We start from the raw sequence: 21,994 nt of genomic DNA, 5'->3' as shown, positions 1-21,994 counted from the left end.
TGTCCGTCAGATCGTCCGCAGGGCGGCCTTGTCCACCTTGCCGGTGGCGTTGCGCGGGAGGGCCCCGAGGACGACGACCTCGCGGGGCACCTTGAAGTTGGCGAGCAGCTCGCGGCAGTGGCCCACGAGTTCGTCCGGTCCGGTCCCGGTGCCCGGCCGGACCGTCACGTACGCGCGTCCGACCTCCCCGAGCCGCGCGTCGGGGACTCCGACCACGGCGGCCTCGGCGACGGCGTCGTGCCCGGCGAGCACCTGCTCGACCTCCGCCGGGTAGACGTTGAACCCGCCGACCACGAACATGTCCTTCGACCGTCCGGTGATCACCAGGTTGCCGCGTGCGTCGAGGTGTCCGACGTCGCCGGTGTCCAGCCAGCCGTCGGCGTCGACGGCCGCCGCGCTCGCCACCGGATCGTCCAGGTAGCCGAGCATCACGTGGTAGCCGCGGACCAGGATCCGGCCGTCCTGCCCGGCCGGCAGCGGGTGCCGGGCACCGTCGGCCACGCGCACCTCGGTGCCGTCGATGGGGCGGCCCGCGGTCCGGGCGACGGTCTCGTCGTCGTCCGCCGAGCACACGGTGACCGTGCCGCAGGTCTCGGTCAGCCCGTAGGCGGTGAGCACCTCGGGGAAGAGTTCGGCCCGCATCCGCCGTACGAGCGCCACCGGCACTATGGCGGCGCCGGTCACCGCCAGCCGCAGCGACGACAGGTCGTACCGCTCCCGGCCGGGAGCGTCGAGCAGTTCGGTGTAGATCGTGGGCGGGCCGGGCAGCACGGTGATCCGTTCGGCCTCGACGGCGCGCAGGACCCGGTCCACGTCGAACACCGGCTGCAGCACCATCGTGGCGCCCCGCAGCAGGCAGGCCAGTACCCCGGCCTTGTAGCCGAAGCAGTGGAACATCGGGTTGACGACGAGACAGCGGTCGTCGCCGGTGACTCCGGTGCGGCTGCTCCAGGCCCGGTACGTGGTGAGGTTCTGCCGGTGCGTCGTCAGGGCGCCCTTGGGGCGGCCGGTCGTGCCCGAGGTGAAGAGGAGGTCGGACGGGTCGTCGGGGTGCACGGCCGCGGTACGGGCGGTGGCCTCGGTGTCCGGCAGCGGCTCGCCGCACCGGAGGAAGCCGTCCCACGGCAGGGTGCCGGGGCGCTCGATGCCGTCGAAGGTCACCACCTTTTCCAGAAGGGGCAGTTCCGCCACCGGCCGTCCGCCGTCGTCCTGCGCCTGGCCCGTTCCCAGCATGGCGAGGTAGTCCTTGCCCAGGAAGCCGTTGTCGACGAACAGCAGGCGCACGCCGCCGCGTTCCAGCAGCCAGCTCGCCTCCGTGCCCTTGTAGCGGGTGTTGACGGGCACCAGCACCGCGCCGGCCGATGCGGCGGCCAGTGCGGCCACCACCCAGCGGTGGCTGTTGGGCGCCCAGACGGCTATCCGGTCGCCGGGGCGGGTGCCGAGGGCGAGCAGCGACTTCACGGCCGCTCGTACCCGGTCGCGCAACTGCGCCCAGGTCAGCCGTACGTCACCGTCCACGACCGCGTCCCGGCCGGGGTGCCGGCTCGCGGCGAGGTCGAGGGCGCCGGGGATAGTGAGGGGGTGTTCGGTCTCGCTCATCTGCTCTCCGGGAGGGGCGGGCCTGCGCGGTGAGCGCGGGAGGGGACAGACGGTGACGACCCGTCAGGAGGAGGGCGGAAGAAGCCGCTTGGAGGCCTCGTGGGCTTCCAGGACCAGGTCGGCGCGGGGGAATCCGCTGCGCTTCTCCGCCGCCCCGGCGTTGCCGCCGGCGACCCGCACCGGGCCGTCGGCGAGGTGTTCCAGGCCCTCACGGGCGATGTCGTCCGGCTCGGCGACGTTCAGTCCGGGCAGGTCCATGCGCAGCCCCGCGCGCTCCATGGCGGGGGTGCGGGTGACACCGAGGACGAGTTCCAGGACGTGTACGCCGTACGGCCGCAGTTCCAGCCACAGCCCCTCGGCGAAGACGCGGCTGAAGGCCTTGGCCGCCGAGTACACGCTGATCTGCGCCTGGCCCAGGTAGCCGGCCAGGGAGCCGACGAGCAGGATGCCGCCCCGGCCGCGGTCCTTCATCAGGGCGCCGAAGTGGTGGGTGAGGGCCAGTTGCGCGGTGATGTTCAGATCGAGGACGCCCTGTACCCGGGCCAGGTCGCCGGTCACGAATTCATGGCCGTAGCTGTTGGCTCCCGCGTTGAAGATCAGCAGGCCGACCTCCAGGCCGTCGGTGACCGCGCGGACGGCGGCCAGGGCGCCGGGGTCGAGCAGATCGAGTTCGAGGGTGCGGACCTCGACGCCCTTGGCCCGTACCCGGTCGGCGGTCTCGTTCAGGGGGCCGGGGGTGCGGGCGATCAGCACCACGTTGATCCCGGCGTCCGCGAGCCGGTCGGCGAACGAGGCGCCGACTCCCTCGGATCCTCCGGCGACGACCGCCCACGGCCCGTACTCGCTCTTGTTCGGCATCGGATACCTCGTCCTTCTGTCCTGGCCGGCGGTGCCGTGACCGTAGAACGGCCGTCGGGGCGGCGCCGTCGGGGATCCCACTGGCCGGGACGGCGGCGCCCGCCCCTGGTCAGGCCGGGTCGGCGGACCGCCGCGTCATGTGCCGCACGGCGAGGGAGGCGAAGACCATGGCGGTGCCGAGGGGGACGCCGGGGCCCGGGTACACCCGGCCGGTGAAGGAGGCGCTGGTGTTCCCGGCCGCGTACAGGCCGGGCAGCGGACGGCCCTGGGCGTCGAGGACGCGGGCGTGGGCGTCCGTGCGGAGTCCGCCCTTGGTGCCGAGGTCCGCGAGGACCAGCCGGGCCGCGTAGTACGGCGGCCGGTCGAGCGGGACCAGGCACGGGTTGGGCCCCGGGGCGTTCCTGTCGGCGAAGAACAGGTCGTAGGGGTCCTCGCCGCGGTGGTGGTCCTCGTCGGTCCCGGTGGCGGCGAAGCCGTTGAAGCGGCCGACGGTGTCCGTCAGCGCGCCGGCCGGTACGCCGATGAGGGCGGCGAGCTCCGGCAGCGAGTCAGCCCGCACCCAGGTGCCGGCCGCCAGGTGCCGCGCGGGGTCGGCGGGCGGCACGGTGATGGCGGGCAGCGCGCCGCCCTCCCGCGAGTCGAAGACCAGGTGGACGGAGTCCGCCGCTCCCCCGGCGGCGGCGATGGCCCGGCCCATGCGGTCGTACGGCAGCGACTCGTTGGCGAACCGGCGCCCCGTACCGTCCACGACCAGGCCGCCGCGCAGGCCGAGCGTGAACGCGGCCGAACCGTCGGGGAGTTCGGTCCCCGGGCACCACCAGGCCTCGTCCATGAGGCCCGTGGCGGCACCGGCCGCGACGGCGGCACGCAGCACCTCCCCGGTGTTGGTCCCCCGGGGCGCCATGCTCCAGTCCGCGCTGCCCGGCACCCGGTGCTCGGCGCGCAGGGCGGCATCGCCCTCGAAGCCGCCCGCGGCGAGCAGGACACCGCGCCGGGCCCCTACCCGGACCGTGCCTCGCGGCGTCCGGGCCTCGACGCCGGTGACGCGTCCGTCCTCGGTGACCAGCCCGGTGACCCGGTGCCCGGTGCGGATCCGCGCGTTCCCGGTACGGGTGGCGGCCAGCAGGAGCCGGCCGATCAGGGCGCGGCCCGCGCTCAGCGGCCCGGCCGGATGTTCCCGGCCCGCGCGGTCCCGGTCGACCGCCGGGCGCACCAGGGGCAGCAGCTCACCGAGCAGCTCCGGCGCCAGGTCGAGCGGTACGAAGGAGCGTCCGGCGTCCATCCGGCCGGGAGCGGCGACGTAGTCGAGGAAGGCGCGCCACTCGAACGCGAGGGCCGGGTCGTCCTCCAGCCGGGCGACCAGTTCGGGCGCGTGCCGCAGGAACGCCTCGAGGCGCTCCGTCTCGGCGTCGCCGGTCAGGGCCCGCAGGTACGCTCCGGCCGCCTCGGTGGAGTCGTCGAGTCCGGCCCGCTCCTGCACCTGGGTGCCGGGCAGCCAGCAGGCCGCCCCGGAGTAGGCGGAGGTGCCGCCGAGCAGCGCCGTCCGTTCCAGTACGACGGTGTCGAGGCCGTCCGCCGCGGCCGCCAGGGCCCCGGTGAGCGCTCCCGCACCGGACCCGACGACGATCACGTCGTGGGTGGCGTCCCATTCCTGCCGGCCGTCCCGCATGGGGGTGCCCTCCTGCCGCTCGGTGGTGTGAGGGCCCAGCAGACCGCCTCCGGGGCGGCGGGCGCGGGGGCGGTCCCGCTGACCGGTACGGGCGGGGGCGGTCGGCACCTGACGCGGAACCTGGCCCGGCGTATTGTCTGGAGCACCATTGCCAACCGAGCGCCGGGAGGGAGAGCGTGCCCAGAATCGCCGAGGCCAGGGCGGGGGCCGAGCCCACTTCGCCCCGGCAGCGCGCACGCCGTCAGAGCATCCTGAGAGTGGCGGCGGACATCGCCGCCTCGACGGGTCTTGAGCGGGTGCAGATGCACGAGGTCGCCAAGTCCGCGGGGGTGGCGATCGCCACCCTGTACCGGTACTTCCCGTCGAAGACCCATCTGTTCACCGCGCTGATGGCCGACCAGATCGAGGGATTCGCGGCGCGGGTCCCCGACCGTGCGCCGGACACCCGCCCCGAGGACGCCGTCTTCGAGACGCTGGGCAGCGCCACCCGCAATCTGCTGCGCAGACCGGCCCTCGCCACCGCGATGATCCAGTCGGCGAACGCGGCCCGCGCCACGACCGTTCCGGACCTGGCGCGGATCGATTCGGGTTTCCTCGACCTGCTGCTGCGGGCGTGGGGCGTGGAGAAGCCCACGGATCACCACATCGCCCGGCTGCGGCTGCTGATCCTGCTCTGGTACGGGGTTCTGCAGTCCCGGCTCAACGAGCGGCTCACCCCGCAGGAGGCCGACGCCGATCTGCGGATGGCGTGCCATCTGCTGCTGGCTCCCGGCCCGGACGCCGGCTGACCCGGCCGGCGGAGGGCGCGCCGGCCGGGTGCGCCCGCGGGTTCACGGGGCCGGCTGGGTACCCGTCGTGTCGAGTCCGGCGACGCTGTGGGCGGCGTACGTGCGGTGCGGGTCGCGGCCGCTGAAGTACGGCGTCAGCCGGGCGTCGAGCTCCTGGGGGGTGAAGGTGCCGTCGGCGGCGATGAACTTCTCCTCCACGGTGGGCGGGGCGAGCAGGGCGACCATGTCGCCGTAGGCGACGAACACCTGCCCGCTGATGTTGTCGGCGGCCGGTGAGGCGAGGTGCGCGACGAGGGTCGCGACCCGTTCGGGGGCCATGATGTCGAGGCCGCCCGGTGCCGGTACGCCCTCGCCGAAGGCGTCGGCGGTCATGGCGGTACGGGCCCGCGGGCAGATCGCGTTGGCGCGCACACCGTAGCGGGCCAGTCCCTGTGCGGTCGCCAGGGTCAGCGCGGTGATGCCGGCCTTGGCGGCGGAGTAGTTCGGCTGGCCGGGTGCGCCGAACAGGAAGGCCTCGGACGAGGTGTTGACCACGCGGCCGTAGACCGGGGCGCCCGTCGCCTTGCTCGCCGCGCGCCAGTGCACCGCGGCGGCGCGCGAGACACCGGCGTGGCCCTTGAGGTGGATCCGGATGACGTCGTCCCAGTCGGACTCGGTGAGGTTGAACAGCATCTTGTCCCGGAGCACGCCCGCGTTGTTCACGACGATGTCCAGGCTGCCGAAGGTCTCCACGGCGGCCTGCACCAGGCGGTCGCCCATGGACCAGTCCCCGACGTCACCGTTGACCGCCACCGCCTCCGAGCCCAGGGCCTTGATCTCGGCGACCACGTCGTCGGCCGACGGACCGATGTCGTTCACCACCACCCGGGCGCCGAGGGCCGCGAGTGCCAGGGCCTCGGCGCGGCCGAGCCCCGCTCCGGCACCGGTGACGACGGCGGTCCGCCCCTCCAGGGTGTTCGTCGCGCTCATGCTGCCTCTTTCCGTGTTCCGTCGAGCCGATGGATACGCGGGCGCGCCCCGGGAATGTCGCGGGGTCCGCCCCGGCCGCCGAAACTAGTATCGATTTCAGTTCTAGGGCCGGTGCTGTCCCGTTGAGTGGACGAAGCCGACCGAGACGGAGCCGAGCCCCTCGAACTCGGCGCGGAACTCGTCCCCCGGCCGTACGTCGACCGCCCTGGTGCACGAGCCCGGCAGGATGACGTGTCCGGCCTCCAGGGCCACCCCGTAGGACGCCACCTTGCGGGCCAGCCAGGCGACGGCCTCGGTCGGGTCGCCGAGCACCGCGCTCGTGTTGCCGCGGGCGATCTCCTCGCCGCCCCGGTACAGCACCGCGTCGATGTCGGCCGGGTCCAGGCTGCCCGGCCGGACCCTGGCGGAGCCGAGGACGACGCCGGCGGACGAGGCGTTGTCGGCGATGGTGTCGGCGAGCCCGATCCGCCAGTCCTTGATCCGGCTGTCGATGAGTTCGATGCTCGGGACGACGTACTCGGTGGCAGCGAGGACATCCGCCGCGGTGCATCCCTCCCCGGGCAGGCTCCGGCCGAGTACGTACCCGATCTCGACCTCGATCCGGGGGGCGCAGTAGCGGTCGGTCCCGACGGGGGTCCCCTCGGGCAGCACCATGTCGGAGAGCAGATGGCCGTAGTCGGGTTCGTCCACGCCCATCATCTGCTGCATGACCTTCGACGACAGCCCGACCTTGTGCCCGCTGACGGTGCGCCCCTCGGCCAACTGCCGCCGGATGTTGATCAGTTGGATCTCGTAGGCGTCGGCCGCCTCGATGGCCGGGTAGCCGGTGGTCAGCGGGTCGACCGGGGTCCGGTCCCGCTGCGCGGCCCACAGTACCTCGGCGGCCTCTGCGCGCTGCGCGGTTTCAATCATCGGGGGTCTCCTCCTGGGTGGTCGGGTCGGTGGCGAACCGGGCGCGGCCGCCGGAGAGCACCGTGCGGCCGTCGGCGGCGGCCACCTCGAAGCGCACGGCGGCCCCGCGCCCCTCGACGCCGCCCTCGCCCCCGGCGTCGTCCCAGCCGTGCACGGTGAGCCGGTCGCCGGGGAAGACCGGCGCCGCGAACCGGGCCTCCAGTTCCACGAGACCGGCGGGGTGCGCGCCGAGGTCACCGGCCAGGGGCAGCAGGCTCGTGGCGAGCGTGCACAGTCCGTGCAGGAAGGGCCGCGGCATCCCCGCGGCCTTCGCCGCCGCCGGGTCGATGTGCATGGCATGCCGGTCGCCGAGCAGCCGGTAGAGCGCCGCCTGCCGGGAGTGCGTGACCACGGTCCGGGTGTGGCAGGCCGGCCGGTCCGGGCGGCGCGGGGCGGACGGACCGCGTTCGCCGCCGAAGCCGCCGGCGCCGGGGGCGAAGACCGACCAGGTCGCCGTGAAGTACGCGCAGGACACCTCCACGTCGAAGACGGCGGCCGATCCCTTGTCCCTGACCCGGGCGACCCGTGCCGTCGTGGTCAGCTCGCCCGACGCCTCCAGCGGCCGCTTCACGAGGAGGTGCTGGCTGCCGTGCACGGCGGTGGTGACGTCGAAGGCACCGAGGGCGCCGAGGGCGTCGGGCGCCCATTGGGCGAGGGTCAGCGCGAAGGTGGGCAGCACCCGCAGACGCTCCTCGTACACCAGGTCGAGCCGGTCGGCGGGTGCGCCGACCGCGAGTGCGTAGAGGATCGCGTCGCGCGCGGTGAAGGAGACCGTACGGGTGCCGAGTTCGCGGCCCTGCCACGCGGAGACGGTCATCGGTCGGCCCCCAGGACCAGACCGCTGGTGGGGACTCCGGTGCCGGCGGTGACTATGACGTGCTCGGCCCGGTCGGGCTGGTTCACCGAGGTGCCGCGGATCAGCCGGACGCCCTCCGCGATGCCGTTCATGCCGTGCAGGTACGCCTCGCCGAGCTGCCCGCCATGGGTGTTGAAGGGCAGCCGGCCGCCGAGCTCCAGGTGGCCGTCGGCGATGAAGTCCTTGGCCTCACCGGGCTCGCAGAAGCCCAGCTCCTCCAGTTGGGGAAGGACCAGCGGGGTGAAGTGGTCGTAGAGGACCGCCGCGTCGATGTCGTCGGGCCCGAGTCCGCTCTGCCCGTACAACTGCCTTCCCACCAGGCCCATTTCGGGAATGCCGGTGATGGTGGGGCGGTAGTAGCTGGTCATCATGTGCTGGTCGGCCCCGAGTCCCTGTGCGGCCGAGCGGATCACCGCGGGCGGGCGGGGGAGGTCGCGGGCGCGTTCGGCGGAGACGATCACCAGGGCCTGGCCGCCGTCGGTCTCCTGGCAGCAGTCGAGCAGCCGCAGCGGTTCGGCGATCCAGCGGGAGTCGCGGTGGTCCTGAAGGGTGATGGGGCGGCCGTGGAACCAGGCGGCCGGATTGTTCGCGGCGTGCTTGCGGTCCACCACGGCGACCCGGCCGAAGTCGTCGGTGGTGGCGCCGTACTCGTGCAGATAGCGGCGGGCGAACATGGCGACCCACTGGGCGGGGGTGCTCAGCCCGAACGGGGTCATCCAGGCGTAGGCGGCCCGGTCCGCGGTGGTGTCCATGGGCCGGTCGGCCTGCCCGAGGCCGTACCGCTCGCCGGACCGCTCGTTGAACGCCCGGTAGCAGACGACCACGTCGGCGATCCCGGTGGCCACGGCCATGGCCGCCTGCTGCACGGTGCCGCAGCCGGCCCCGCCGCCGTACCCGATGCGGGAGAAGAACGTCAGATCGCCCATCCCGGTGTTGCGGGCCACGTGGATCTCGGAGTTGGTGTCCGCGGTGAAGGTGACCAGCCCGTCGACGTCGCGGGGTCGCAGCCCGGCGTCGGCGAGGGCGGCGAGGACGGCCTCGCAGGCGAGCCGGAGTTCGCTGCGGCCGGAGTTCTTGGAGAACTCGGTGGCGCCGATACCGGCCACGGCGGCGGCCCCGGACAGCCCGGTCGACGTACTCATCGCGCCTCCAGGGGAAGTCGCACGGACACGGTCCCGGTGAGGTGGGCGCCCAGGCTGTTGGTGCCCCGGACGGCGATCTCGACGCTGCGGTCCTCGTCCGACCTCCCGGTGACCGTGCCGGTGAGCACCATCGTGTCGCCGGGGTGGTTGGGGGCGCCGAGCCTGATCCGGATGGCCCGGACGACGGCGGCGGGACCGGCCCAGCCGGTGACGTACCGGTCGACCAGGCCGTTGCTGGTCAGGATGTTCATGAAGATGTCCTTGGAGCCGCGTTCCCGGGCGAGTGCGGGGTCGTGGTGCACGTCCTGGTAGTCGCGGCTCGCGAGTGCGGTGGCGACGATCAGGGTGCGGGTGACCGGGATCGACAGCTCGGGGAGTACGTCCCCGACGGCCACCCCGGCATAGCCGCGGGTGCCGGGCCGCGGGGTCACTCGGTCACCGCCCCGCCGGTCACCAGGGCACCGAGGCGTTCGAGGTCGGCGCCGGCACCGCCCAGGGTGGTGGAGATCTGCTTGCCCCACAGGAAGTGGCGGTGCACCGGGTAGTCGGTGTCGACGCCGATGCCGCCGTGGACGTGCTGGACCCGGTGGACGGTGTTCAGGCCGCCCTCGGTGGCCCACCACTTGGCGACCAGGGCGGCGCGGTCGGCTGCCCGGGCGTCGAAGGGCGGGGCCAGCGCGTCCACCGCGTGCCAGAGCGTGACCCGCATCGCCTCGATGTCGATGTAGCAGTCGGCGAGCTGGTGCTGCACGGCCTGGAAGGTGGCGAGGGGGCGGCCGAACTGTTCGCGTCCGCGCAGGTGGGCGGCCGCGTGCGCCAGCGCCCCGTCGGCCACGCCCGCCTGGACGGCGGCCAGGGCCAGGGACGCGTTGCGGACGAGGTGTTCCACGGCTCCGCAGCCCGGCGGGCCGACGGCCTCGGCGGGGGCGCCGTCGAGGGTGAGGTGGGCGCTCATGTCGTGGCTGGTGGTCTCGGCGTACTCCCGGCTCACCCCGGGGGCGTCCGGGCGGACCAGGAAGACGCCCGGCCCGTCGCCCGTGGCGGCGGTCACCAGCACCTGCCGCGCACCCGCCGGCGCCGGCACGACGGCCTTGACGCCGCTGAGCCGCCAGCCCGTTCCGTCCCGGACGGCGGCCGTCCGGGGCTTGAGCGGATCGGCGGGTCCGAACTCCTCCAGGGCGACGGTCGGCCGGGCGCTGCCGTCCACCAGGCCCGGCAACAGCCCGGACCGCTGGGTCCGGGTGCCGTACGCGGCCACGGTCAGCGCACCGGTCAGCGCGGGCCACAGCGGCACCGGGGCCACCTGCCGGCCCTGTTCCTGGAGGAGCACACAGAGTCCGGCCATGCCGAGCCCCGCGCCGCCGTCCTCCTCGGGCAGCACGGCCGCGAGCAGTCCGGCCGCGGCCAGGTCCGCCCAGAGCCGTTCGTCCACGCGCGTCGGTGAGTTCTCCACCTCGCGCAGCCGCTCGGGCGTGGCACGGTCGGTGAGGATCTCCCGGGCCAGGTCACGTACCGCTTCGAGCTCTTCTCCCAGGGAGAAATCCATCAGGGCGCCTCCGTCGGGGCGGGCCGGAACACCGGCAGGGTCGGTTCGGGGCCGGCGTCGAGCCAGTCGAGGACCACGGGCATGCCGATGGTGACGTCCTCGGGTGCGACACCGGTCAGGCCGGTGATGAGCCGGGTGCCTTCGGCGAGTTCGACGACGGCGACGAGATACGGCGACTCGAAGGCGGGGTGGCGCGGGTGGTGGTTCACGACGAAGCTGTAGACCCGGCCGCGACCGCAGGCCTCGGCCGTGTCCCACTCCAGTGACCGGCACTGCGGGCAGCAGGGGCCCGGTGGGTGGCGCAGGGCGGAGCAGTCGGCGCAGCGCTGGATGAGCAGCCGGTGCCGGTTCGCGCCCTCGAAGAAGAAGGCGTTGTCGCGGTTGACCGCGGGGCGGGGCCTCGGCGCGAGGACCGGCGGCGGGGCTTCACCGGGCTCCGGGCGGAACCTCAGGGTCCGCCACCGCTGGGTGGCGACGGTCTCGCCGTGCTGGTCGGTGTACGTCTTGAGGGTGGTGACGAACCGTCCCGGGCCGAGGCCGGTCCGCTTCCGGGCCGAGACCGACTCGACGGTCTCCCGCACGGCGACGTGGTCGCCCGGCGTCAGCTCCCGCAGGAAGGTGAACTCGGAGTCGGTGGCCACCACGGAGGTGTAGCCCCCCTCGTCGAGGAGGGCGACCAGTTCGTCGAAGGCGCTCGGGTCGCCCGGCTTCGCGGCGACGGTGGCCGCGTAGCCGCGCATCGTCCAGGCCTGGACCATCGACGCGGGTGCCACCACTCCGTCGCGGCCGGTGGCGCGGGCCGCCGCGTCGTCGGTGTACACCGGGTTGGTGTCGCCCATGGCCTCGGCCCAGTGCCGGATCATCGGCTGGTTGACCGGGTCCTGGGCCGGGGTGGGGGCGCGCAGTTCGCGTCCGGTGAAGGCCCGCAGCCGCTCCTCGTACCCCGGTCCGTGCCCGCCCTGCCCGGTCATGCGCCACGCCCCTTGCGCGGCAGTCCGAGTCCCTGGGTCGCGACCATGTCGCGCAGGATCTCGTTGACGCCGCCGCCGAAGGTGTTCACGATGCCCTGCCGGGAGAGCTGTTCGACCTGCCCGGCGAGGACCGCGCCCGGCGATTCGGGCCGGATGCGCCCGGCCGCGCCGAGGATCTGGGTCAGTCCGCGCTGGACGTCGATGTGGGTCTCGGTGCCGTACGCCTTGGCGGCGCCCGCGTCGGCGCCGGTCAGCGTGGCACGGGCGACGGCCGCGGTCATCTTCCAGTTCATCAGCCGCATCGCCTCCAGCCGGGCGTACGTGCGGGCGAACTCCTGCCGCACCCAGGGCACTTCGGCCGTGCCGTTCTCTCCGGCCCAGTCCAGGACCCGTTCCCAGAGCTGGATCATGCGGCCGCCGAGGGCGGCGAGGCCGATGCGTTCGTGGTTGAGCTGCGCGGTGATCAGCCGCCAGCCGCCGTCCACCTCACCGACCACGTCGGTGGCCGGGACCCGTACGTCGCTGTAGTACGTCGCGGTGACGACCATCCCGCCGACGGTGCGGATGGGGCTCCAGGAGAAGCCGGCGTCGGTGGTCGGCACGATCAGGATGGAGATGCCCCGGTGCTTGGGGACGTCCGGGTCGGTGCGGGCGGCGAGCCATACGTAGTCGGCGGTGTTGGCACCGCTGGTGAAGATCTTGCTGCCGTTGACGAGGTAGGTGTCGCCGTCCCTGACCGCCCGGGTGGTCAGGGAGGCGAGGTCGGTGCCGGCGGCGGGCTCGGTGTAGCCGATCGCGAACACGATGTCGCCGGAGAGGATGCCGGGCAGGAACCGCTTGCGGTGCTCCTCGGAGCCGTGGGCCATGAGGGTCGGGCCGACCGTGTTGACCGTGACGAACGGGAAGGGCAGGCCGGCCCGTTGGACCTCGTCGAAGAAGACGTACTGGTCCTCGGCGGGGCGGCCCTGGCCGCCGTACTCGGTGGGCCAGCCGATCCCCAGCCAGCCGTCGGAGCCGAGCCGTTTGACGACCTCGCGGAAGCGGTCGCCGCCCACGCCCTCCTCGCCGGTACGACGGCGTTCGTCCTCGGGCATCAGACCCGAGAAGTACGCCCGCAGTTCCCGCCGCAGCTCCTGGTGCGCGGCGCTCTCGCGCAGTTGCATGTGTGGTTCTCCTTGGATGTCGCCGCCGGGGCGGACGTGCGGAGCCGGCCGGGCGGGTGGCGCGCCGTCAGGGCAGGAAGCGTGCGCGCCCGTTGGCCAGGAACTCCCCGCGCAGCAGGGCCTTCTCGTCGTCGGTCATCAGCGTGTATGCGGGCTCGCCCCGGCCCGCCCAGCGGTACACCGGGTCGTCCGTGCGCCAGCCCTCGAGCTGCATCTCCTTCTTGCGCAGCTTGTTGGAGCCGGTGGTGGGCAGCGCGTGCGAGACGCGGACGAAGCGGGGGGCGCCCTTGCTGCCCAGATCCTCCTGGCGGGCCAGGAAGGCGGGCAGGTCCAGGTCCTCGAAGCGGGTTCCCTCGGCGATCTCGACGGCGGCCATGACCTGGTCGCCGGAGCGCGGGTCGGGTACGCCGAAGACCCCGGCGGCGACGACGCCCCGGTGCCTGCGCAGGACGCGTTCGGTGAGGAGGGCGGAGGTGTTCTCGCCGTCGACCCGTATCCAGTCGCCGGAGCGGCCGGCGAAGTAGAAGTAGCCGGCCTCGTCGACGTATCCGAGGTCGCCGGTCCAGTACCAGCCGTGCCGGACACGCTCGGCGTTCGCCGCCTCGTTGTTGTAGTAGCCCTCGAAGCGGGCGGCGCCCTCGGTGTCGACGATCTCGCCGACGGCCTCCTCCGGGTTGCGGACCCGCCCGTAGGAGTCGAGTTCCGCGGGCGGGCAGGTCGTCCGGGTCGTGGGGTGGACGATCCGGACGCCGGGCCGGGCGGGGATGCCCAGCGCCCCGGTGGGTGCCTCGGGGGCCCGCCTGAGCATGCCGCTGCCCTCGCTGGAGCCGTAGCCCTCGACGAGACGGCAGCCGAAGCGCCGCAGGAACAGGGCCGCGTCCTCGGGGGACGCCTCGGTGCCGAAGGCGTGGGTGAGCAGGTTGTCGGCGTCCTGTCCGGTCTCGGGGCGGGCCAGGATGTAGCCGATCGCCTTGCCGACATAGGTGAAGTAGGTGGCCCCGAAGCGGCGGACGTCGGGGAGGAATCCGGACGCGGAGAACTTGCGGGGCAGGGCGATGGTGGCGCCCGCGGTGAGGGCGGGGGCCCACAGGGCCATCAGCGCGTTGCCGTGGAACAGCGGCATCGGGCAGTAGCAGGTGTCGGCGCGGGTGATGTCGTACTTGGCACAGTTGGAGGCGCCGAGGGCGGCGAGCCGGCCCTGGGAGCAGATCGCCGCTTTCGACGCGCCGGTGGTGCCGGAGGTGAGGAGCAGCAGCATCCGGGTGGTGGCGGTGACGTCGGGGGCGCGTGCGGGCCGGACCGCGTCCGTGCGGGCGGCGAGGCCGGCCCCGTACTCCGGTGTGCCGACGACGAGGAACCGGTCGCGGTCCACTCCGATGTCCAGGCCGTCCAGCAGCGCGGCGCCCGCCCGGTCGGTGACGATCACCTGGCAGTCGGTGTGCCGTACCTCCCGGGCGAGTTCGGCGCCGCGCCGGGTGGGGTTGATGCCGACGACGGCCGCGCCAGCGAGGGCGGCGGCACCGAGCCAGAAGACGTACTCCGGCTCGTTGTCCAGGAGTACGCCGATGTGGAACGGCCCGTCGGTGCGCAGCTTCTCGGCCCAGGCGGCGCGGGCCGCGCTCTCCTCGACCACCTCGTCCCAGGTCCAGGTGCGTTCACGGGTCAGCAGCCCCGGGCGGTCGTCCCCGGACCGGGCGAGCAGCAGGTCGGCAATGGTCTCGTGTGGCAACGTCGGTCCCTCTCACCCGGTGCCCGGGTCTGCCGGTGTCGGTACGCGGACGGGTCGCGTCGGGTGACGGCCGTGGCGCCCGCGGTCGGGCGGGGTCGCGGTCCGCGCCGCGCCGGTGGCGACGCTAGCCGCGGTCGGGACGGCCCGGCCGGGACGGTCCCGCTGACCGGGAGAGGGGCACTCGAAAGGGCCGAGGCGGGACCGGAATCAGGGCCGGGGTCGCCACAGACGGCCGGGGGGAGACAGCCCGCTCCCCCCGGCCGTCTCCCCCACTGCTCAGCCGAAGTTGGCCTGGCCGCCGTCGAGCGGCACGGTGGCGCCCGTCAGATAGCGGGCGTCCGGGCCGCACAGCATCGCGACCGCGCGCCCGATGTCCTGCTCGCAGTCGCCGACGTACCCCAGCGGAATGGACGCGCAGAACTCGGCGGCCTCCTCCGGATGGGCGTCCTGCCAGCCGGCGTAGGCGGGCGAGGTCGCGTGCGGGGCGATGGCGTTGACCCGGATTCCGTCGCGGCCCCATTCGTTGGCGGCAGCCCGGGTCAGGGAGCGCAGCGCGGACTTGGCGGCCGCGTACGCGCCGTAGGTGCTCAGGTCCCAGCGGACCATGGCGGAGGTGACCAGGTTGATGATCACTCCCCCGCCGTCGCGCTTCAGGTGCGGGTGGGCGGCCTTCATGAAGGCGAATGCCGCGAACGGGCCGCTGTCGAAGCCCTTCCGGAACTGTTCGTCGCTCAGTGACAGCAGTGGCCCGTAGCAGCCGGTGTAGGCGTTGTTGACCAGGATGTCGATCCGGCCGAAGCGTGCGGCGACGTCCTCCACCACGGCGGGGATCCGGTCCGTGTCCCGTACGTCGAGGACGAACGGCTCCGCCTTCGCACCCCGTTCGCGCAGCATCGCGCACGTGGCTTCCAGCTTCGCCGCGGTCCGGCCGAGGACGGCGACGGATGCTCCGTCGGAGGCGAGGGCGAGCGCGATGCCCTGGCCCACGCCTTGGCCGGCTCCGCTGATGACCGCCACTTTTCCGTCGAGGTTTCGCATGGGCTCAACTCCCTCAACTGGGCCGGGGCAGATGCTTGTTGATGAACAGTCCGGTCACGGTGACGCAGCTGTGGCCGCCGGCGGAGATCTCGCCGACCGTGCGGATGCGCGAACCGTCCACCGAGATCTGGCGCCCGGTGACCGTCAGGGGTTCGAACAGCGGGGTGGGCCGCAGGTAGCGCAGGGTCAGCTCCGCGGTCATCCCGGAGGGGCCGCCCCAGTGGTTGGCCACTCCCAGGGTGTGGTCGAGGAGCAGGGCGGACACGCCGCCGTGCACATGGCCGGGCGGGCCCTGGTAGGGGAGGTCGAGGGTGACGACGCCCTCGACGGAGCCGTCGTCCCTGCCGCGCAGGTGCAGCGGCGGGGCGAGGGCGTTCTCCGGGCCGGTGACGGGGTCGTGCCGGGTGACGCCCTCGCCGCGCCACATCTCGGCGAGGCGGTCCTCGACGGAGGGGGCCTTCTCGGTGAGTCCGTCGGCGACGGCGTCGAGTCGAGCGGCCACGGCGTCCATGTCGGCGCCGGACCGGTCGCCGGCGCGGAGCAGGGCGGCGACCACCCGGCGGGCCGCGGCGACGGCGGCGTCCACGCCGTCCTTGTGCGGTTCGGCGACCAGTCTGGGGCCGGTCGCGGGTGCGGTGGTGTCGTGCGGGGGGACGCTCATGAGGTCACCGTCGCCGTCGCGTGGGTGAGCACGGGCGCGCCGTCGCGTTCGGGGCAGGCCGCGTGCAGCACGAGCCGCCCGGCGCCGTCGTCCGCCGGTGCGTCGTGCCATACGGAGGTCACCAGGGTCTCCCCGGGGACGAGGGGGCCGGCGAAGCGCACGGTGAGCCCGGTGAGCCGGGTGACGTCGCCGTCGAGCACTCCGTCGACGAGGGCCTTGCAGACCAGTCCGTAGGAGGCGAGCCCGTGCAGGATCGGCCGGTCGAATCCGGCGGCCCGCGCGAACGCGGGGTCGGCGTGCAGCGGGTTGAGGTCCCCGTTGAGCCGGTACCACAGCGCCTGTTGCGGTGTGGTGGCGCTGGTGAGGACGGAGTCGGCGGGCCGGTCCGGCGCCCTCCAGTGTTCCTCCGGTCCCGGGTCTCCGCCGAAGCCGCCCTCGCCGCGCGCCCAGATCCGGGTGGTGGTGGTCCACAGCGGCTCGCCGTCGGCGTCGGTGGCCGCGGACTCCAGGACGACGAGCGCGGCCGTGCCCTTGTCGCGGATCTCGGCGACCCGTGAGCGGAGGGTGGCGGTGCCCGATGCCGGGAGCGGCCGGTGGACCTGGAGTCCCTGGCCCGCGTGGAGCAGGGCCCGCAGGTCGATGTCGATACCGGGCAGGTGGAATCCCGGCGCGGCGCCCTCACCTGAGGAGATCCCGGAGCCGGCCACCACCGCGAACGTCGGCAGCACGGCGAGAGCCTTCTCGAAGGTCAGGTGCAGCTCGGGTCCGGTGGCGGCGTCGGCGCCCGCGCCGAGGCTCAGGTGGTAGAGGAGTACGTCGCGGGTGGTCCAGCGGATCTCGCGGACGGACGGGTCCGCGGTCAGCGCCTTCTCTCGGTCGATGGGCATGTCAGCCTTTCTCGGTGGGCTCGGGGTCACGGGGCAGGCCGAGGAGGCGCTCGCCGACGATGTTCAGCTGGATCTCCGTCGTACCGCCCGCGATGGACAGGCAGCGGGCGTTGAGGAACTGCCAGGTGGCGTCGAGGCGTTCGCCCTCACCGGTCAGTGCGGCGGAGCCCTGCCAGTCCACGCAGGTCTCCCAGACCCGCTGCTGGTGTTCGACGCCGAGCAGTTTGGCGACGGACGCCTCGGCGCCCGGCTGCTGCCCGGAGACGGTGCGCAGGGTGGTGCGCAGGGCGAGGACGGCACCGGACTGCGCGTCGCAGAGGTGGCCGCCGAGGGTGGTGAGCTGTTCGTCGTCGAGGCCTTCGGAGGCGGCGGCGATCTCCAGCAGCGCCTCCGCGCCGGAGCCGACCGAGTCGTGGGACAGGGCGACGCGTTCGTTGGCGAGGGTGGTGCGGGCGAGCTTCCAGCCGTCGCCCGGGGAGCCGACGAGCAGTTCGTCGGGGATGAACACCTCGTCGAGGAACACCTCGTTGAACTCCGCGTCGCCGGTGATCTGCCGCAGCGGCCGGATGTCGAGGCCGGGGCTCGTCATGTCGAGGAGGAAGTAGGAGATCCCCTTGTGCTTGGGCGCGTCGGTGTCGGTACGGGCGAGCAGGACGCCCCAGTGGGCGTCGCGGGCCATGGACGTCCACACCTTCTGGCCGGTGACGCGCCAGCCGCCGTCCGTCTTCTCGGCGCGGGTGGTGAGCCCGGCGAGGTCGGAGCCCGCGCCCGGCTCGCTGAACAGCTGGCACCAGACGACGGCGCCACGCAGGCTCGGCCCGAGGAACCGCTCCTGCTGGGCCGGGTCGCCGTGGGCGATGAGCGTGGGCACCACCCAGCCGCCGATGATCATGTCGACGGGGGTCAGGTCCGCGGCCCCGAGCTCCTCGGCGATGACGAGCTGCGTCACCGGGTCGGCGCCCTTGCCCCAGGGGGCCGGGAGATGCGGGGCGGTGTAGCCGTGGTCCGCGAGGTGGTCGAGGCGTTCCTGGCCGTCCAGGGCGGCGGCCGGCCGCAGTTCGGCGCGGATGTCCTCGCGTACGGCTTCGGCCTCCGCGGGCAGCTCCACGCCCAGGGTGCGGCGGGTGCCTTCCAGGGTGAGGCGGGCGACCCGGCGGCGCCAGGCGGCGGACGGGCCGAGGGCGATCCGGAGGGTCTGGGCGCGGCGCAGCGCGAGGTGCGCGTCGTGCTCCCAGGTGAAGCCGATACCGCCGAGTACCTGGATGCAGTCCTTGGCCACGGAGAACGCGGCGTCGACGCCGGCCGCTCCGGCGACGGCGGCGGCCAGCGAGGCCTCACGGGCGTCGCCCGCGCCGCCGGGTCCGGCCGCGCGGGCGGCGTCCCAGGCGCAGGCGCGGGCCTGTTCGGCCTGTGCGAGCATCCGGGCGCAGCGGTGCTTGACGCCCTGGAACTGGCCGATGCGGCGGCCGAACTGCTCCCGGACCCGGGCGTACTGTGCGGCGGTGGTCACGCAGCGGTCCGCGAGGCCGGAGGACTCGGCGGCGAACAGTGTCGCGGCGAGGTCCCGGGGCTGCTGCGGATCGAGGTCGAGCAGATCGGCGGCCGGCACCGGGACCGACCGTGCGGTCACCCGGGACGAGCGGCGGGTGAGGTCGTGGCTGCGGACGTCGGTGGTGTCCACGGCGGCGCGGGGCAGCACCAGCCAGGTGGTGCTGCCGTTGTCGGAGGCGGGCAGGACGAACACGTCGGCGAGGTGTCCGCCCACGACGAGGTCGGACGTTCCGGTGACGGTGGCCGTGCCGTCGGCGGCGCGCGCCAGGACGAGGGTGCCGGGGGCCAGTCCGACCGCGCCGAGGGTGGTGCCGGCGGCGAGCGGGGCGAGGTACCGGCGGTGTCCGGCCGCGTGCAGGACGGCCGAGGCGAGCGTCGTCGGGAGGTAGGGTCCGGGGGCTGTCGCGCGGCCCAGTTCCTCGGTGACGACGGCGAGTTCGACGAGTCCGTACCCGGCGCCGCCCACCTCCTCCGGCAGGTGCAGCCCGAGGAGTCCCTGTTCCGCGAGGCCGCTCCAGTGGGCGGGCACGGTCTCCTTGTCGGCGTCGGCCGCCGCGTGGAGGGTGTCCTGCGTGATGTGCCGGTTCGCGAAGGCGCGTACGGCGTCGCGCAGGTCGCGGTGTTCCTGGGTGAGTCCGATGGTCATGGCGCCTCCTCAGATGCGTTCGATGACGGTGGCGGTCGCGTGCGCTCCACCGGCGCACATGGTGATCAGCGCGGTGGACTTCCCGGTCCGTTCCAGTTCGTGCAGGGCCTGGGTGAGGAGCCGGGCGCCGGTGGAGCCGACCGCGTGACCGAGCGCGATGGCACCGCCGTTGACGTTGACCTTGTCCAGGTCGGCCCGGTGGACCTGCGCCCAGGACAGGACGACGGAGGCGAAGGCCTCGTTGATCTCGACGAGGTCGATGTCGGCGAGGGTCATCCCGGCGGTGCGCAGGACGCGTTCGGTCGCGACGACGGGCCCGTCGAGGTGGTAGTACGGGTCGGAGCCGACCATGGTGGAGGCCACGATGCGGGCGCGGGGGCGGAGTCCCTCGCGGGCGGCGCGCTCCCGGCTCATGAGCAGGACGGCGGCGGCGCCGTCGCTGATCTGGGAGGAGTTCCCGGCGGTGTGGATGCCGTCGGGGAGGACCGGGCGCAGGGCGGCCAGGGCCTCGGCGGTGGTGTCCCGCAGCCCCTGGTCACGGGTGACGGTCGCGGTCTCCCCGGTGGGCCCGTCGGGGCCGGCGACCGGGGCCTGGATCGGGATGATCTGGCGGTCGAAGCGGCCTTCGGCCCAGGCGCGGGCGGCCTTCTGCTGGGAGGCGAGGCCGAGGGCGTCCGCGTCGGCCCTGGTGATGCCCCGGTTGCGGGCGATGCGTTCGGCGGCCGTGAACTGGTCGGGCATGTCCAGGGACCAGCTGTCCGGTACCGGGGAGCCGTTGTCGGGGGTGAGCGCGGCGCCGAGGAAGACGCGGCTCATGGACTCGACGCCGCAGCCGATGCCGGTCTCGATGGCACCGGCGGCGATCAGGCCCGCGACCAGGTGCACGGCCTGCTGGGACGATCCGCAGGCGCAGTCGACGGTGGTGCACGCGGTGGTGTGCGGGAGTCCGCTGTGCAGCCAGGCGTTGCGGGTGACGTTGTTGGACTGTTCGCCGGCCTGGGTGACACAGCCGCCGATGACCTGCTCCACGGTGCCGGGCTCGATGCCCGCCCGCTCCACCAGGCCCTTCTGGGCGAGCCCGAGAAGTTCCGCCGGATGGAGTCCGGACAGGACACCGCGGCGCCGGCCGACCGGCGTCCGTGCGGCTTCGACGATGACGGCCTCTGTCATGGCTCTCCGTAGGGGTGAGGGGCCCGTGGGGGCCAGGGACACTGATGAAGGAAAACTAGAATTTGTTCTCGAAATAGGCAAGGGTCAGTCCCGCTCAGTGGCCCGGCCCGCCCGGCCGCTCGGCCGGACCCGTCCCGCCGCCCAGCGGTCCCGGAGCGCCGGTACCGGTCAGTGGGACTCCCCCGCCCGCACGCCGGGGTACGCACCTAGCGTCCGGACCCCGGAGACCAAGCGGCGTAAAGGGGATGAGAGCCACGTGAGCGCAGTCGAGTCGGCACACGACGACGTCAGGGACATCGAAGCCACCGCGGCACCCACGCGTTTCGCGCGCGGCTGGCACTGTCTGGGCCTCGCGGAGAAGTTCAAGGACGGCAAACCGCACGCGGTCCGGGCCTTCGGCCAGAAGCTCGTGGTGTTCCAGGCGGGCGACGGCACGCTCAGCGTCCTGGACGCCTACTGCCGCCACATGGGCGGCGATCTCTCGCAGGGCACCGTCAAGGGCGACGAGGTCGCCTGCCCGTTCCACGACTGGCGGTGGGGCGGCGACGGCCGCTGCAAGCAGATCCCGTACTCCAAGCGGGTTCCGCTGCGGGCCCGCACGGCAGCCTGGACGACGCTCGACCAGGACGGGATGCTCTTCGTCTGGAACGACCCGGAGGGCAGCCCCCCGCCCGCCGGCGTGACCATCCCCCGGATCGAGGGGGCGACGAGCGACGAGTGGACCGACTGGCTCTGGTACGAGACCGTCATCGACGCCAACTGCCGCGAAGTCGTCGACAACGTGGTGGACATGGCCCACTTCTTCTACGTCCACTACTCCTTCCCGACGTACTTCAGGAACGTCTTCGAGGGCCACACCGCCACCCAGCACATGCGCGCCACCGGCCGCCCCGACGCCCGCCCCCAGGAACAGGACGACAGGCCGAAGACCACCGGCAGCAACTCGGTGGCCTCCTACCACGGCCCGTCGTTCATGATCGACGACCTCACCTACCACTACGAGACCGGTGACACGAAGTCGGTCCTGATCAACTGCCATTACCCCGTCGACGCCAACCGGTTCGTGCTCCAGTACGGGATCATCGTGAAGCGCTCACCGTCCACGTCCGGCGACGCCGCCGATGAACTCGCCTCGGGTATGGGCCAGTTCATCAAGCTCGGCTTCGAGCAGGACATCCAGATCTGGCAGAACAAGGCAAGGATCGACAACCCCCTGCTCTGCGAGGAGGACGGCCCGGTCTACCAACTGCGCCGCTGGTACGAGCAGTTCTACGTGGACGTGGCCGACGTGAAGCCGGAGATGACCGACCGCTTCGAGTTCGAGCTGGACACCACGCGGCCGGTCGAGGCGTGGCAGAAGGAGGTCGAGGCGAACCTCGCCCGCAAGGCCGCCACCGAGGGCCGGCCGGCCTGATGCGGGTGGACAACCGTCTCGTCGACGGGACACCGATGCGGTCGCTGGCCTGTGAACGGTGCGCGGCGCAGGTCCTGGTGCGCAAGAGCAGCCGGCAGCAGACCAGTGTGCAGTGGGACGGCCGGGCCATGGCGCTCTGCGCGGAACGCGCTCCGGCCGACGGCTCCTTCGAGGGCTGCGGGTCGCTGCGCGACACGATCCGCGAGGCCGCGCTGCGGGGCACGCTCGAGCTCGCGGACGGGGGCGGTCCCGCCACCGCCGCCCGCTGACCACCGTCGGCGCACGCCTGCCCGGCCCCGGTCATTTCGGACCGGGGCCGGGCAGGCGTGCACGGCTGTCTCGCCCCGCCGGTCCCGAACCACCCTTGACGACTCTCGTACCGGGCA

The 21,994-nt window shown here is 73.4% G+C and carries 20 protein-coding genes; 3 read left to right on the top strand and 17 right to left on the bottom strand.

Features of this window, described 5'->3' with window-relative positions; genetic code table 11:
• Positions 1-6: 6 nt before the first annotated feature.
• The 3 genes from ACIO3R_RS23740 to ACIO3R_RS23730 all read right to left on the bottom strand — a co-directional run bounded on the left by ACIO3R_RS23740 (position 7) and on the right by ACIO3R_RS23730 (position 4,234).
• Positions 7-1,599: a FadD3 family acyl-CoA ligase gene (locus tag ACIO3R_RS23740; protein WP_402108482.1), complete on the bottom strand. Its 1,593-nt coding sequence runs from the start codon at positions 1,597-1,599 to the stop codon at positions 7-9.
• 63 nt (positions 1,600-1,662) lie between these two features.
• Positions 1,663-2,457 (bottom strand): SDR family NAD(P)-dependent oxidoreductase, encoded by a 795-nt coding sequence (locus tag ACIO3R_RS23735; RefSeq protein ID WP_402108479.1) that lies wholly within the window; start codon positions 2,455-2,457, stop codon positions 1,663-1,665.
• A 109-nt stretch (positions 2,458-2,566) separates the two neighbouring features.
• Positions 2,567-4,234 carry an FAD-dependent oxidoreductase gene (locus ACIO3R_RS23730; protein WP_402108477.1) on the bottom strand — a complete coding sequence of 556 codons (1,668 nt, stop codon included), beginning with the start codon at positions 4,232-4,234 and terminating at the stop codon, positions 2,567-2,569.
• A 68-nt stretch (positions 4,235-4,302) separates the two neighbouring features.
• Here ACIO3R_RS23730 and ACIO3R_RS23725 point away from each other — a divergent pair, with 68 nt between their 5' ends.
• Complete coding sequence (locus ACIO3R_RS23725; protein WP_385036025.1) at positions 4,303-4,914, top strand: TetR family transcriptional regulator; 612 nt, start codon at positions 4,303-4,305, stop codon at positions 4,912-4,914.
• Positions 4,915-4,956: 42 nt separating this feature from the next.
• On the opposite strand, the gene ACIO3R_RS23720 is transcribed toward ACIO3R_RS23725, so the two are convergent.
• The 14 genes from ACIO3R_RS23720 to ACIO3R_RS23655 all read right to left on the bottom strand — a co-directional run bounded on the left by ACIO3R_RS23720 (position 4,957) and on the right by ACIO3R_RS23655 (position 20,194).
• Positions 4,957-5,883: a 3-oxoacyl-ACP reductase gene (locus tag ACIO3R_RS23720; protein ID WP_385036024.1), complete on the bottom strand. Its 927-nt coding sequence runs from the start codon at positions 5,881-5,883 to the stop codon at positions 4,957-4,959.
• Positions 5,884-5,985: 102 nt separating this feature from the next.
• Positions 5,986-6,795: a 2-keto-4-pentenoate hydratase gene (locus ACIO3R_RS23715; RefSeq protein ID WP_402108474.1), complete on the bottom strand. Its 810-nt coding sequence runs from the start codon at positions 6,793-6,795 to the stop codon at positions 5,986-5,988.
• Positions 6,788-7,651 carry a MaoC/PaaZ C-terminal domain-containing protein gene (locus ACIO3R_RS23710; protein ID WP_402108471.1) on the bottom strand — a complete coding sequence of 288 codons (864 nt, stop codon included), beginning with the start codon at positions 7,649-7,651 and terminating at the stop codon, positions 6,788-6,790. The genes ACIO3R_RS23715 and ACIO3R_RS23710 overlap by 8 nt, the downstream gene beginning before the upstream one ends.
• Positions 7,648-8,832, bottom strand: a complete 1,185-nt coding sequence (locus ACIO3R_RS23705) for a lipid-transfer protein (RefSeq protein ID WP_402108469.1) — start codon at positions 8,830-8,832, stop codon at positions 7,648-7,650. The genes ACIO3R_RS23710 and ACIO3R_RS23705 overlap by 4 nt, the downstream gene beginning before the upstream one ends.
• Positions 8,829-9,263, bottom strand: coding sequence for a MaoC family dehydratase (locus tag ACIO3R_RS23700; RefSeq protein ID WP_385036020.1), 435 nt, complete (start codon positions 9,261-9,263; stop codon positions 8,829-8,831). The genes ACIO3R_RS23705 and ACIO3R_RS23700 overlap by 4 nt, the downstream gene beginning before the upstream one ends.
• The gene (locus ACIO3R_RS23695) at positions 9,260-10,378 is read right to left on the bottom strand and encodes an acyl-CoA dehydrogenase family protein (RefSeq protein ID WP_402108466.1); all 1,119 of its coding nucleotides are present in this window, start codon (positions 10,376-10,378) and stop codon (positions 9,260-9,262) included. Before ACIO3R_RS23695 ends, ACIO3R_RS23700 begins: the two co-directional genes overlap by 4 nt.
• Complete coding sequence (locus ACIO3R_RS23690) at positions 10,378-11,349, bottom strand: bifunctional MaoC family dehydratase N-terminal/OB-fold nucleic acid binding domain-containing protein (protein WP_402108463.1); 972 nt, start codon at positions 11,347-11,349, stop codon at positions 10,378-10,380. The genes ACIO3R_RS23695 and ACIO3R_RS23690 overlap by 1 nt, the downstream gene beginning before the upstream one ends.
• Positions 11,346-12,512, bottom strand: coding sequence for an acyl-CoA dehydrogenase family protein (locus ACIO3R_RS23685; protein WP_402108460.1), 1,167 nt, complete (start codon positions 12,510-12,512; stop codon positions 11,346-11,348). Before ACIO3R_RS23685 ends, ACIO3R_RS23690 begins: the two co-directional genes overlap by 4 nt.
• 67 nt (positions 12,513-12,579) lie before the next feature.
• Positions 12,580-14,241, bottom strand: a complete 1,662-nt coding sequence (locus ACIO3R_RS23680) for an AMP-binding protein (RefSeq protein WP_402108458.1) — start codon at positions 14,239-14,241, stop codon at positions 12,580-12,582.
• A gap of 276 nt (positions 14,242-14,517) precedes the next feature.
• Positions 14,518-15,279: an SDR family NAD(P)-dependent oxidoreductase gene (locus ACIO3R_RS23675; protein WP_402108455.1), complete on the bottom strand. Its 762-nt coding sequence runs from the start codon at positions 15,277-15,279 to the stop codon at positions 14,518-14,520.
• A gap of 13 nt (positions 15,280-15,292) precedes the next feature.
• A complete protein-coding gene (locus tag ACIO3R_RS23670) occupies positions 15,293-15,940 on the bottom strand; it encodes a PaaI family thioesterase (RefSeq protein WP_385041254.1) in 648 nt (215 codons plus the stop codon).
• On the bottom strand, positions 15,937-16,827 hold the full coding sequence (locus ACIO3R_RS23665) for a MaoC/PaaZ C-terminal domain-containing protein (protein ID WP_402108452.1): 891 nt from the start codon (positions 16,825-16,827) through the stop codon (positions 15,937-15,939). Before ACIO3R_RS23665 ends, ACIO3R_RS23670 begins: the two co-directional genes overlap by 4 nt.
• A 1-nt stretch (position 16,828) precedes the next feature.
• On the bottom strand, positions 16,829-19,024 hold the full coding sequence (locus tag ACIO3R_RS23660) for an acyl-CoA dehydrogenase (protein ID WP_402108449.1): 2,196 nt from the start codon (positions 19,022-19,024) through the stop codon (positions 16,829-16,831).
• A gap of 9 nt (positions 19,025-19,033) precedes the next feature.
• Positions 19,034-20,194, bottom strand: coding sequence for a steroid 3-ketoacyl-CoA thiolase (locus ACIO3R_RS23655; RefSeq protein WP_385041246.1), 1,161 nt, complete (start codon positions 20,192-20,194; stop codon positions 19,034-19,036).
• A gap of 256 nt (positions 20,195-20,450) precedes the next feature.
• On the opposite strand from ACIO3R_RS23655, the gene ACIO3R_RS23650 reads away from it, so the two are divergent.
• Both ACIO3R_RS23650 and ACIO3R_RS23645 read left to right on the top strand, forming a co-directional pair.
• A complete protein-coding gene (locus ACIO3R_RS23650) occupies positions 20,451-21,608 on the top strand; it encodes a Rieske 2Fe-2S domain-containing protein (protein WP_385041242.1) in 1,158 nt (385 codons plus the stop codon).
• Positions 21,608-21,877 (top strand): ferredoxin, encoded by a 270-nt coding sequence (locus ACIO3R_RS23645; RefSeq protein WP_402108445.1) that lies wholly within the window; start codon positions 21,608-21,610, stop codon positions 21,875-21,877. Before ACIO3R_RS23650 ends, ACIO3R_RS23645 begins: the two co-directional genes overlap by 1 nt.
• The last annotated feature ends 117 nt before the right edge of the window (positions 21,878-21,994 follow it).

The sequence above is a fragment of the Streptomyces sp. NPDC087428 genome (assembly GCF_044744085.1).
Lineage (GTDB): Bacteria > Actinomycetota > Actinomycetes > Streptomycetales > Streptomycetaceae > Streptomyces.
The sequence above is the reverse complement of the archived record's forward strand: the minus strand, read 5'-3'. Positions and strand labels throughout refer to the sequence as shown.

What these genes read in the sequence shown, in the direction of transcription:
- ACIO3R_RS23645 (WP_402108445.1), top strand. Translation starts at nt 21,608, where the DNA reads ATGCGGGTGGACAACCGTCTCGTCGACGGGACACCGATGCGGTCGCTG.
- ACIO3R_RS23695 (WP_402108466.1), bottom strand. Translation starts at nt 10,378, where the DNA reads ATGGATTTCTCCCTGGGAGAAGAGCTCGAAGCGGTACGTGACCTGGCC.
- ACIO3R_RS23675 (WP_402108455.1), bottom strand. Translation starts at nt 15,279, where the DNA reads ATGCGAAACCTCGACGGAAAAGTGGCGGTCATCAGCGGAGCCGGCCAA.
- ACIO3R_RS23665 (WP_402108452.1), bottom strand. Translation starts at nt 16,827, where the DNA reads ATGCCCATCGACCGAGAGAAGGCGCTGACCGCGGACCCGTCCGTCCGC.
- ACIO3R_RS23655 (WP_385041246.1), bottom strand. Translation starts at nt 20,194, where the DNA reads ATGACAGAGGCCGTCATCGTCGAAGCCGCACGGACGCCGGTCGGCCGG.
- ACIO3R_RS23705 (WP_402108469.1), bottom strand. Translation starts at nt 8,832, where the DNA reads ATGAGTACGTCGACCGGGCTGTCCGGGGCCGCCGCCGTGGCCGGTATC.
- ACIO3R_RS23710 (WP_402108471.1), bottom strand. Translation starts at nt 7,651, where the DNA reads ATGACCGTCTCCGCGTGGCAGGGCCGCGAACTCGGCACCCGTACGGTC.
- ACIO3R_RS23660 (WP_402108449.1), bottom strand. Translation starts at nt 19,024, where the DNA reads ATGACCATCGGACTCACCCAGGAACACCGCGACCTGCGCGACGCCGTA.
- ACIO3R_RS23685 (WP_402108460.1), bottom strand. Translation starts at nt 12,512, where the DNA reads ATGCAACTGCGCGAGAGCGCCGCGCACCAGGAGCTGCGGCGGGAACTG.
- ACIO3R_RS23735 (WP_402108479.1), bottom strand. Translation starts at nt 2,457, where the DNA reads ATGCCGAACAAGAGCGAGTACGGGCCGTGGGCGGTCGTCGCCGGAGGA.
- ACIO3R_RS23690 (WP_402108463.1), bottom strand. Translation starts at nt 11,349, where the DNA reads ATGACCGGGCAGGGCGGGCACGGACCGGGGTACGAGGAGCGGCTGCGG.
- ACIO3R_RS23720 (WP_385036024.1), bottom strand. Translation starts at nt 5,883, where the DNA reads ATGAGCGCGACGAACACCCTGGAGGGGCGGACCGCCGTCGTCACCGGT.
- ACIO3R_RS23670 (WP_385041254.1), bottom strand. Translation starts at nt 15,940, where the DNA reads ATGAGCGTCCCCCCGCACGACACCACCGCACCCGCGACCGGCCCCAGA.
- ACIO3R_RS23740 (WP_402108482.1), bottom strand. Translation starts at nt 1,599, where the DNA reads ATGAGCGAGACCGAACACCCCCTCACTATCCCCGGCGCCCTCGACCTC.
- ACIO3R_RS23715 (WP_402108474.1), bottom strand. Translation starts at nt 6,795, where the DNA reads ATGATTGAAACCGCGCAGCGCGCAGAGGCCGCCGAGGTACTGTGGGCC.